Below are 11,237 nucleotides of genomic sequence, written 5' to 3'. Positions count from 1 at the left end.
TCTTAAAAGTATCCTTGCTTTTTGCGATCTTCCATAGCAGCTTCGGAGCGTTTGTCGTCAGCACGTCCGCCGCGCTCGGTAACTTTGGCCGCGGCTACCTCCTGAATAATGGCATCTAGTGTACTTGCTGGTGATTCTACCGATCCGGTACAAGTCATGTCACCTACAGTTCGGAAGCGAATTTGACGCTCCTCGTAAGTTTCTCCTTCCATTAGCGTAATAAATTCGGATTTAGCTAGTAGAACTCCGTCACGCTTTACTACTTCTCGTTGATGTGAGAAATAAATTTTAGGAATATCCAACTCCTCAGCTGCAATATACTGCCACACGTCCATCTCAGTCCAGTTGCTAAGTGGAAATACTCGGAAGTGCTCGCCTAATAACTTCTTTCCATTGAATAAATTCCAAAGTTCAGGACGCTGATTGCGAGGGTCCCACTGGCCGAATTCATCGCGGTGGGAGAAGAAGCGTTCTTTGGCGCGAGCTTTTTCTTCGTCGCGACGAGCACCACCAAAAGCAGCATCAAACTTTAGTTCTTCAATAGCATCTAATAAAGTAATTGTTTGAAGCCCATTGCGGCTAGGATTGGGACCTTTTTCTTCTACGGCTTTTCCTTGGTCAATAGAATCTTGTACGTAGCGGACAATTAGCTTTGCCCCTAATTCGCCTACCAGCCGATCCCGAAATTCAATAGTTTCCGAAAAATTATGACCGGTATCAATATGCATTAGTGGAAACGGAATTCTAGCGGGCCAAAAGGCCTTCTGGGCTAGCCGAACCATAACGATAGAGTCTTTGCCGCCAGAAAAAAGTAGCACCGGTTTTTCAAATTGCGATGCCACCTCTCGCATAATAAAGATGGCTTCCGATTCTAACTGTCGTAAGTGCGTTAAGCTATATTTCATAATTAGCTGTATTTCTATATTAATGAGATGTGATTTCTAAAATATTACTGACTAACAATTGATGGCTTTTTTCAATAGATTGTTGGTGCGTACTGACTTTTAAATCGGGTTGTTGAGGCTCTTCAAAAGGAGAAGATATTCCAGTGAAATCTTTAATTTCTCCGCGACGGGCTTTGGCATATAGCCCTTTTACGTCGCGTTCCTCACACACTTCTAACGGACAGTGAATGAACACCTCAAAGTAGTCACTGCCAATAATTTTTTTAGCCATCTGACGAATACTTGCTGTTGGGCTAATGAGCGAACAAATAGTGATAATGCCGCACTGCGAAAAGAGCTTAGCTACCTCGGCGGCTCGGCGAATATTTTCTTGCCGATCTTCCTGACTAAATTCTAAGTTATTGTTTACTCCGGTCCGTAAGTTATCGCCATCTAACAACATGGTCACTTTCCCCTGTTGATGCAGCGTGTTTTCAACCGCTCGGGCCAATGTACTTTTGCCCGAGCCCGATAAACCGACCATCCAGATAACCTTCCCTTTTTGCTTCAGCAAAACCTCTTTATCGGTTTGGTTTAGAATGGTATCAAAGATAGGATGTATATTACTCAATAGAATATAGATTTTTTAGTAACTATAAAGCTAACCCATCGGACTTTTAACGATAAGCTACAATAAATCGATCTTTATGCTGCGCATCTTGCACAATATGTGTTTCTAAGAATCTGCCTTTGATCAGTAACTCCTTAATTTCTTTGGCAAATTTTTCGTGTACTTCCAAATACACCCACTTTACGCTGGCTAATTGGTGAGTACAAATCTCCGAAATTCGTCGGTAAAATAGAAGCGGATCAGCATCTTCCACAAACAATGCCGTTGGGGGTTCGTAGTTCAATACATTCTGCCGCATGTTTGCCTTCTCTGAATTGAGTACGTAGGGCGGATTACTCACTATAATATCTAGTTGCTTTATTTTAGGAAGATCTACTAGAATATTTATTTCTACCAATTCTATTGACGACTGTAAGTTCAGTGCGTTCTGTCGGGCTATGGTTAGAGCATTAGGGCTATTGTCTAAAGCCCAAACCTTAGATTGTGATAATTCCTTATTTAGAGTAATGGCAATGCAGCCACTACCCGTGCCAATATCTAATACTTTTAAGCTTTTGTTCTTTGTATGTTGTTGGACGATGAGGTGCACTAACTCCTCAGTTTCTGGTCGGGGAATAAGTACGTTTGGAGTTACCACAAATTTTCTGCCGTAAAACTCACATTCCTTCAAAATGTACTGAATTGGCTCTTCTCGATTTAATCGCTCAATAGAACGGTTCAATTGTTCTTGCTGAATTGCAGACAGTGCTACTTCTTTATCTATCAATATGTCAGTTCGAGTAATTCCTAAGGTATACTCTAATAGCCACTGTAGTGTAGTGTTAATTTCCTGAACGGAATAGTTCTGCTTTATAGTGTCCGTCAGTTCACTTTTTAGATTATTATGTAACTTTTGTACGCCAATTACCACCGTAAACTTTGTAATTTTAGCATAAAGCTACGCAAGATGAATGAAAATCACCGGCTTTTCTGCCAAAGAAGTATTGACTTAGCCCAGGATGGTTTTCAGAAAGTATCGCTTCGCCCTCAGGTGGGATGGTTAGTAGGTCACAAGCAGCATTTGTTAACCGAAGGTTGGTTATACCCTAATACCCCGTACCGAGATCAACTTACCAATATTCTGCTGAAAATTAAGTGCCCACAGAATTCTACTCTAACTCTGAGTACTAATCCGTTTGAAAGCTTAGAGGAGCTTCAGCAGTTTGCTGCTCACCATTCAATTAAAGATGTGCAGATAGCGAGGGAGTCAAGCACCAATTTTTGGAGGGCTGAGTGGTTTGTTAATCGAAGACTTTATACTTTTTGGCAAAAGAAGCGGCCTTATATTGTTTTGAAGTGGGCGCAAACTACTGATGGTTTCGTGGCTCGTTCTAATTACGATTCTAAGTGGATTAGTGGTGCCCATGCCCGAAAGCTGGTTCATCGGTGGCGATCGCAGGAAGCGGCTATTTGGGTAGGGAAGAACACCTATCGCTACGATAACCCCCAATTAAATGTGCGGGATTGGTCGGGTCAAGATCCGCTTCGCATTGTGGTTGATCCCGAACAAACATTAAGTAAGCAGCTAAACGTATTTGACCGAAGTCAGCCTACCCTTTGCTACACCAACCAGCCCGCTAATGGCCAACCTAATTTGGAATTTGCGCTACTACCTACCAGCGAAATTTGGCATCAGCGCATTGCTTACGTGATGGCTGATTTGTTTGAGCGGAACGTTGTTTCCGTTTTCATAGAAGGCGGAGCAAAGTTTTTGTCGTTCTTAATACAGCAGGGTTGGTGGGACGAAGCTCGAGTGTTTAGTAGCAAAACCGCATTTAGCGAGGGAATTGCTGCGCCAATTATTGATGAGAAACACTTAGTAGATAGAGAATTAGTCAGTGAGGACCAGCTATCAACGTACTATCGCTTTTCTCTAGAAGCTGAACAAAAAGTAGAAAAAGAGAATTAACCAAAGCGCGTCTACGAAGTGCCAGTAGGTAGCCAACATTTCTAGCTTAATTCTTTGGTAAGGATTGGTTACCGTAATCAGCATTTTTACCGGATCGCGCGAAACGTTACTTATTTGGGTGTACATAACCGTAAGCACTACCAGCCCTGCTGCCAGGTGAAGAACGTGTAGCCCCGAAATAACGTATAGATACGCTCCCGATGCTTCGCCCGAAAGATAAATACCGGAGTGATATAATTCTGACCACCCTACGTACTGAGAGATCGTGAACGCAACTCCTAGTATTAAAGTAATTCCCAATAAGCTTTTAACTGATTTTAAGTCATCCTTTAAAAAGGCGGGTACTACCCGAGTCATGGTGTAGCTAGAAAACATTAGTAGCACTAAGCTCACCACAAATGTTTTAGGAAACTCAAAGTTAATAAAGACATCGGCATTGCGCTGGCTCATGGTATACGATACCACCATAAACAAACAGACCAGACTACTGCCAAAAATAGCTAGGTATAGAAGTGTTTTATGGGGATGTAGCTTTTCTAGACGTGTAATCGCGTTATCACGCTCAGCTTTCTCCGTATTTTTGTGGTAGTTTTGCATCATTCACCAAATCTATTCTAGTACTTAATTTAAGAAACATATTTGAAAGCTTCTAGTTCTAGCTATCTTTCAAAACGATTATTTTCCAGACTTGTTATCTTTTATTGTTCCATAACTTTAGGCCCTCTGTGCAACCCAATCAATTCATAAAGCATTATTCAGACGATAGTTTTATACAGACGCTAGCGGCACAAATTGGTGCATCGAGGAAGGCTCAACTAAAAGGAGTTATTGGCAGCTTAGATGCGGTGCTGGCAAGTGCTTTGTACCGCATCAAGCCGAAACTGATGCTATTCGTACTTCCTGATCAAGAGGCGGCGGCTTACTTTCAGAACGACCTTCAGAACTTAAGTCCTTCGCGAGAAATTCATCTATTTCCGGCTTCTTACAAAAAACCCTATCAGCTTGACGAAACTGAGAACGCTAATGTATTGATGCGAGCTGAGATTCTGAACATTATCAGTAACACCCCTACGCACGGACATTTAATCGTTACGTACCCTGATGCGTTAGCGGAAAAAGTAATAAATAAACGATCGCTTCAAGAAAACACTTTCTTTATTAAAGCGGGTGAGCGGTTAGATACCCAGTTTATTGCCGAGCTACTTACTACCTACGACTTTGAAAAAAGTGATTTCGTGTACGAACCAGGACAGTTTGCAGTGCGGGGGGGTATTATCGATATTTACTCCTACGCCCACGAGCTCCCTTACCGAATTGAGCTTTTTGGCGATGAGATAGAAAGCATTCGTACCTTTGATATTACTTCTCAACTCTCACAAGAAGAAGTGAATCAAGTCAGTATCATTCCCAATGTTCAGACTAAACTTCTGGAAGAAGAGCGTCAATCGTTCATCAGTTTCTTGCCCGAAGAAAATACGCAAATCTGGTGGAAAGATGCAGAAGCGGCGGAAGATGTAGTGAACCGCTATTACGAAGAGGCCAGCGAGAATTTTGATTCATTAATGCAGGAATCGGCTGGATCGCAGGTAGTTTTTAGTCCGGATATGCTGTTTGAGACTAAAAGCAGTTTCTCAGAAAGTCTCAAATCTTTTGCTCAGATAGAATTCGGTAACCGCTTTTCGTTTACTACCGAGAATGTCTTTACTATTAAGAGTCAACCGCAGCCTTCGTTCAATAAAAACTTCGATTTGCTGGCAGCTAATTTGCACGATAATAAAGATCGTAACATTACTAATTTCATTGTTTCCGAATCGGAACAACAGATTGAGCGACTTCACAAAATTTTCGATGAACTCGATTCTGAAATAGCCTTTAATTCTCTGTATACTTCGCTTCGAGAGGGCTTCATCGATGAAACGCTGAATACTGCTTGCTACACCGATCACCAACTTTTTGATCGCTTTCATCGGTACAAAACCAAAGGCATTCGGGCTAAATCGAAGGCTATTACGCTAAAGGAGCTCCGTTCGCTCAACGTTGGTGACTATGTGGTACATATTGACCACGGCATTGGTCGTTTTGCGGGTATGGAGAAAATGGAAATGGGCGGTCGGGAGCAGGAATCTATCCGGTTGGTATATCGCGATGATGATTTACTGTACGTTAGTGTCCACTCCTTACATAAAATTTCTAAGTACAGCGGTAAAGAGGAAGGCCCACCCGCAATCAGTAAATTGGGTTCACCTGAATGGGAAAACAAAAAGAAGCGAGCGAAAAAGAAAGTACAAGATATTGCCAAAGACCTCATTGACTTGTATGCCAAACGCAAATCGGCTCCCGTCTTCACTTATCAGCCCGATAGTTTCCTGCAAGCTGAGTTGGAATCATCTTTCGTGTTTGAGGATACGCCCGATCAAGCTACGGCTACTGAAGATGTAAAGCGTGATATGCAACTCAGTCACCCAATGGATCGTCTCATTTGTGGCGATGTTGGCTTTGGAAAAACCGAAATAGCTATTCGTGCCGCATTTAAAGCGGTAACCGAAGGTAAGCAAGTAGCGGTGCTGGTGCCTACCACTATTTTGGCCATGCAGCACTACCATACATTTAATAATCGCTTAGCTGATTTTCCAGTAAGTATCGACTACATTAATCGGTTTAAGTCAACCAAGAATATTAAGGAGATTTTAAAGCGGGTAAAAGCAGGAGAAGTCAATATTTTGATCGGAACCCATCGTATTGTGAACAAAGATGTTGAGTTTAAAGATTTAGGCCTATTGGTTATTGATGAAGAACAAAAATTTGGAGTGAAGGTAAAGGAGCGACTGAAGGAGATGCGGGTAAATGTTGATGTACTAACGCTAACCGCCACTCCTATTCCCCGAACGCTACAATTCTCACTGATGGGAGCTCGTGATCTAAGCATCATCGCCACTCCGCCTCCCAACCGCCGTCCGGTTACTACTGAGATTCACACATTTAACGAAAGCGTTATTCGTGATGCCGTAAGTTTTGAATTGAAACGCGGCGGACAAGTCTTTTTTGTTCACAACCGGGTAGGTAATATTGAAGAAGTTGCCAATATTATTTTACGACTAGTTCCTAATGCTCGGGTTGCCGTAGCCCACGGACAAATGGATGGATCTAAGCTAGAGAAAACGATGCTCCGATTCATTGGAGGCGAACATGATGTACTGGTTTCTACCAATATTATTGAATCGGGGTTGGATATTCCTAATGCCAATACCATTCTTATTAATAACGCTCATATGTTCGGTCTATCGGACCTGCACCAAATGCGGGGTAGGGTAGGTCGCTCTAATCGCAAAGCCTTCTGTTACCTACTTTCTCCACCATCCGCTGGGCTAACTTCCGACGCTCGCAAACGGCTCTCAACATTAGAAGAATTCTCTGAACTCGGTGATGGTTTTAAGGTAGCCATGCGTGACTTAGATATCCGAGGAGCTGGAAACCTATTAGGAGCTGAGCAAACGGGTTTCATTACTGATTTGGGATTCGATATGTATCATAAAATTTTAGATGAAGCGGTTCAAGAGTTAAAAGAGACTGAATTCAAAGACCTCTTTACTCGCGATTTAGCCGAAACAATTAAACCACTTGTTCAGGACTGCAGTATTGAGACTGACTTAGAGGTCCTCATTCCCGAAGATTATGTGACGAATACTACCGAACGATTGCGCCTGTATTCCCGACTAGACAATATTAAGGATGAAGAGCAGCTTCAGGAATTTAAAATAATGCTGGAAGATCGGTTTGGTGAAATTCCGGAGTCAGTTCATGAGCTCATGTCTACGGTTCGCTTGCGTTGGAAAGCCGAACAGCTAGGATTTGAAAAACTTATTCTTAAGAATGGATTGATGAAATGCTACATAGTAGGACTCGATAACGAAGACTACTTCAAGTCCGAAACCTTCGGAAAAATCATTCAGTACGTGCAGCAGTATCCAAAAAGGTGTCGTATTAAAGAAACTAAAAAGCGACCAATCTTGTCCGTAGAGGGAACCGAAAATACAGCTCAGGCTATTAGTATATTAAACGAGATTAACTCGTTGTAGCAACAAGCCTTGTTAAAATTATCTGCCATAAGATAATTTAGATTTACTCGGTTCGTTACTACCATAGTATTCGTACTGAGTTTTGGTATTTCTCGTTTATTTTATACTGTAACTTACATACATATAATTTTTTCCAGTATTCGCTATTAATATTACGAGGATGTGTGCAAATTAGCAGCATCATTTATAAAACAGTTTGTGTTATTTGTATTATTCGTCTAAAACAGCTTTCGAAGAGTTAATAAAACAGGTTATGAAACAATTGGTCAACCAAGTCACCCGAGCTTGGCAGTTTATGTTATGTGCTGCCGTGCTTGCTGCCTGCAGCAAAAGCCAGCCCACCAGTATGAATCCTGGTGAATCTAGTAATGTCACTGGTATTGAGTACAATGTGGAAGGAAATTTCACTTTAGACGAATACCTAGGTCAGCCCGAAGCTCCCAATATGGTCTACATTGAAGGTGGACGTTTTACAATGGGTAGTTTTGAAGAGGATCTTATGGGATCTCGCGATAATTTGGAGCGTACTGTTACGGTAGCTTCTTTTTATATGGATAAAACGGAGATTGCCAATATTAACTGGCTAGAGTATTTATTTGATATTCGTCAGGATTCTACCACTGAATTTTATGAGTCAGCCTTGCCCGACACTACCGTGTGGCGACGTTCTCTGGCTTTTAATGATCCTTACGAAGATCACTATCTTCGGTACCCAGGGTTCCGATTCTTTCCGGTAGTAGGAGTGTCTTGGCGACAAGCTAATGACTACTGTGCATGGCGTACTTCAGTAGTGAATGAAAAACTGGTTGAAGAATCAGGGGCCGAAGTAGATGTTCCTGAAGGCGGACGTATTCCTCTGGAAAGTGGAGTAGTGCTACCTGACTTCCGGTTGCCTACGGAGGCTGAGTGGGAATATGCGGCCAAGGCATTAATTGGTACGCAGTATCTGGATGAAAATCAAACGCACTCTCGTATTTATCCCTGGGATGGTCACGCCACCCGAAACCCTTACGGTAAGGAAATGGGTAGTATGTTAGCAAACTTCAAGCGAGGCCGAGGTGATTATGCTGGTATCGCAGGTAAGCTAAACGATGGTGCTATGATTACCGATTACATTTACGAATATCCACCCAACGACTTCGGATTGTATAATATGGCCGGTAATGTAAATGAGTGGGTACTGGATGTATACCGGCCGCTTTCTTATCAAGATTTTGATGATCTAAACCCTATTCGTCGGGATGGAACTATTGATCCAGAAGAAAAGTACGATAACGAGGAGTTTCCCAACTTCCAAGGTGAATTTAACTCATTGGTTACTAATGAGCTGAGAGTATATAAAGGTGGGTCTTGGGCTGATGTAGCCTACTGGTTATCACCCGGAACTCGCCGTTATTTAGAACAGGATTCGGCTACCGCAACAATTGGTTTCCGTTGTGCTATGATTCGGGCAGGAACAAACTATTAGAAATTAGATTATAGTTAGTCTATAAATTGAAAGGGCTTCGTCTTAACAACGAAGCCCTTTTTGTTATTAAGGTTATTTTTTAATTAGTCATGTTAGGCTGACGTTTCTATTGACCGATACTTATTCTCTCCTATTCCGGTGAAGCTATTGCCGCTACACTAACTGCTCGGCAACCACCCGCTAACAGTAAATTTGCACAAGCACCTAGAGTTGCCCCAGTAGTTACCACATCATCTACCAGTAAAATATGTTTCCCTTGGATGTCAGCATTTTTCCGAATGGCATAGGATCGGTAGCTATTTCGGTATCGTTCCATCCGATTCTTGCGGGTCTGCGATTCTGTGTTCTCAGTTTTTACCAATATTTGGGTTGACCAAGGAATAGATAATATCTCCGATAGCCCCCACATGATGTAATCACACTGATTATAGCCCCGCTTTTTTTGCTTTTTCTTGTGCATAGGGATTGGGATAATAAGATCAACCCCTGTAATATGCGCGTTTTCCTTTAACGAGTGGCCAAACCACTTTCCGACTATCTCGCCTATTTCGGGGTGATTCTGATATTTCAGTGCGTGCAGTAACTTTTGCACCTTGCCTTGTTTCGAAAATTTATAGTAGGCCCAAGCATGATTTACCGGAGCGAAGCTATATACTCTTCTTACCAAATTGGTGTTCTCTTCGTTTAAATTAAATCTTGGCAGGCTGATAATAGTCTGAATGGAGATTGACTGCTCGCCTTTAGCTAGGGGAACTTGCGATATTACGCATGTTCGGGGAAATACGAGTGATAAGAAATCCTTTAGCATTTTAGTCCGTATAGAAACACACAAGATACGGTATCAGTTACTTACACTCTACGTAATAGAAATTGTAAACTTACTAACGTAATTTTCTTGATTCTTTTCTAAGCATGTATCAAAAAGATTTAGTACTGGAACGTAAATGGCAAATCCTACTAACTACTATTGAGGAGCAGGTAGGCAAACGGCCCACCGACTTGAATTCCGTTCTCTTTTTAGTAGGAGTACAGGAGTTGGGTAGGGGAGCCCAGCACTTCTCTAAAGAGGAAAAACAGGACCTAATGCACATTGCTATTTGTAAAGTACTTTCTTTATCGGGGTTTTATGAGTTGGAAGGAATAGACCAGGAAGGCTGGCCCCACTGGAAGTTACAAAAAAAATTACCGCACTTTGATTTGTTAGAACAAGAGAAACTACTGAAGATGCATGTCATTGAGTACTTTGAACAAGAGCTAGGAATTGCTATTTAGTATTCTATGAAAATTATTTCATACAATGTGAACGGGATTCGGGCGGCTATCCGAAAGGGCTTTTTAGAATGGCTGAGTGAGGAAAAACCCGACATTGTATGTTTACAAGAAACCAAAGCTACCCCTGACCAGGTACCCATTTCTGAGATCGAGTCTTTAGGTTACCAAACTTTCTGGGAAACTTCTACTGTTAAGAAAGGATACAGTGGAGTTGCTATCTTCTCCAAGCTTAGCCCTAATCACGTTAATTACGGAATTGGTATAGAAAAGTACGATCAAGAAGGTCGGGTAATTCGAGCTGATTATAAAGACTTCTCGGTAATGAGCGTATATATGCCTTCGGGTACGATGGGCGATATTCGTCAAGCATTTAAAATGCAATGGCTTTCTGACTTTCAATCTTACATCAACGAACTTAAACAGGATAAAAAAGAATTGATTATTAGTGGGGATTATAATATTTGTCATCGTCCGATTGATATCCATGATCCGGTAAGAAATAAAAACTCTACGGGTTTTCTGCCCGAAGAGCGAGAGTGGGTTTCAGGCTTTATTGACTCAGGATTTATCGATACGTTTCGCTTCTTCAATCAGGAGCCACACCACTACTCTTGGTGGAGCTACCGAGCGGGAGCCAGGCAAAAGAATTTAGGGTGGCGTATTGATTATCATATGGTGAGTAAAACATTGGAAGGTAGGCTACGAATTGCTACCATTTTACCTCAAGCACATCATTCTGATCATTGTCCAATAGTTTTAGAAATAGACTGACTGGAAATATACTTTATTGATAGAATTTCCGTAATTTTTAAGACATCTTAGTTTAAAAACCACGAACAAACGCTTATGCCCATGTCCTCTGACACTCACCTTAGTAGCGTTACCGAACAACTTCAGGAATACAAGCGAAAGTACTACGTAAATAAGCTAATCCGAGGAAGTATTTTCTTCGGAGCTG

At 41.8% G+C, this 11,237-nt stretch carries 10 protein-coding genes; 5 read left to right on the top strand and 5 right to left on the bottom strand.

Annotated features, from left to right (window positions below; genetic code table 11):
• Positions 1-2: 2 nt before the first annotated feature.
• From cysD to prmC, 3 genes are read right to left on the bottom strand one after another with little or no spacing between them, the layout of a single operon-like run.
• The gene (gene cysD, locus WBA23_RS10925; protein ID WP_424582314.1) at positions 3-905 is read right to left on the bottom strand and encodes a sulfate adenylyltransferase subunit CysD; all 903 of its coding nucleotides are present in this window, start codon (positions 903-905) and stop codon (positions 3-5) included.
• Between the two features lie 19 nt (positions 906-924).
• Complete coding sequence (gene cysC, locus WBA23_RS10920; protein WP_424582313.1) at positions 925-1,515, bottom strand: adenylyl-sulfate kinase; 591 nt, start codon at positions 1,513-1,515, stop codon at positions 925-927.
• Positions 1,516-1,561: 46 nt separating this feature from the next.
• On the bottom strand, positions 1,562-2,425 hold the full coding sequence (gene prmC, locus WBA23_RS10915; protein WP_424582312.1) for a peptide chain release factor N(5)-glutamine methyltransferase: 864 nt from the start codon (positions 2,423-2,425) through the stop codon (positions 1,562-1,564).
• Between the two features lie 36 nt (positions 2,426-2,461).
• Between prmC and WBA23_RS10910 the strand changes: the two genes are divergently transcribed.
• Entirely contained in the window at positions 2,462-3,463 is a 1,002-nt protein-coding gene (locus WBA23_RS10910; protein ID WP_424582311.1) for a RibD family protein, read from the top strand.
• Here WBA23_RS10910 and WBA23_RS10905 read toward each other — a convergent pair.
• Positions 3,428-4,063 carry a cytochrome c oxidase subunit 3 gene (locus WBA23_RS10905; protein ID WP_424582310.1) on the bottom strand — a complete coding sequence of 212 codons (636 nt, stop codon included), beginning with the start codon at positions 4,061-4,063 and terminating at the stop codon, positions 3,428-3,430. The genes WBA23_RS10910 and WBA23_RS10905 overlap by 36 nt on opposite strands.
• A gap of 125 nt (positions 4,064-4,188) precedes the next feature.
• On the opposite strand from WBA23_RS10905, the gene mfd reads away from it, so the two are divergent.
• Both mfd and gldJ read left to right on the top strand, forming a co-directional pair.
• Complete coding sequence (mfd, locus tag WBA23_RS10900; RefSeq protein WP_424582309.1) at positions 4,189-7,539, top strand: transcription-repair coupling factor; 3,351 nt, start codon at positions 4,189-4,191, stop codon at positions 7,537-7,539.
• A gap of 253 nt (positions 7,540-7,792) precedes the next feature.
• On the top strand, positions 7,793-9,007 hold the full coding sequence (gene gldJ / locus WBA23_RS10895; protein WP_424582308.1) for a gliding motility lipoprotein GldJ: 1,215 nt from the start codon (positions 7,793-7,795) through the stop codon (positions 9,005-9,007).
• A 130-nt stretch (positions 9,008-9,137) separates the two neighbouring features.
• Here the strand turns inward: gldJ and WBA23_RS10890 are convergent, their stop codons facing one another.
• Complete coding sequence (locus tag WBA23_RS10890; RefSeq protein WP_424582307.1) at positions 9,138-9,599, bottom strand: ComF family protein; 462 nt, start codon at positions 9,597-9,599, stop codon at positions 9,138-9,140.
• Positions 9,600-9,919: 320 nt separating this feature from the next.
• Here WBA23_RS10890 and WBA23_RS10885 point away from each other — a divergent pair, with 320 nt between their 5' ends.
• Positions 9,920-10,279 carry a hypothetical protein gene (locus tag WBA23_RS10885; RefSeq protein ID WP_424582306.1) on the top strand — a complete coding sequence of 120 codons (360 nt, stop codon included), beginning with the start codon at positions 9,920-9,922 and terminating at the stop codon, positions 10,277-10,279.
• A 6-nt stretch (positions 10,280-10,285) separates the two neighbouring features.
• Positions 10,286-11,050 carry an exodeoxyribonuclease III gene (gene xth / locus WBA23_RS10880; protein WP_424582305.1) on the top strand — a complete coding sequence of 255 codons (765 nt, stop codon included), beginning with the start codon at positions 10,286-10,288 and terminating at the stop codon, positions 11,048-11,050.
• Positions 11,051-11,237: the final 187 nt, after the last annotated feature.

The organism is Tunicatimonas sp., from assembly GCF_049647865.1.
In the GTDB taxonomy this organism is placed as follows: Bacteria; Bacteroidota; Bacteroidia; order Cytophagales; family Cyclobacteriaceae; genus Tunicatimonas.
This window is presented reverse-complemented; position numbering and strand designations above follow the sequence as displayed.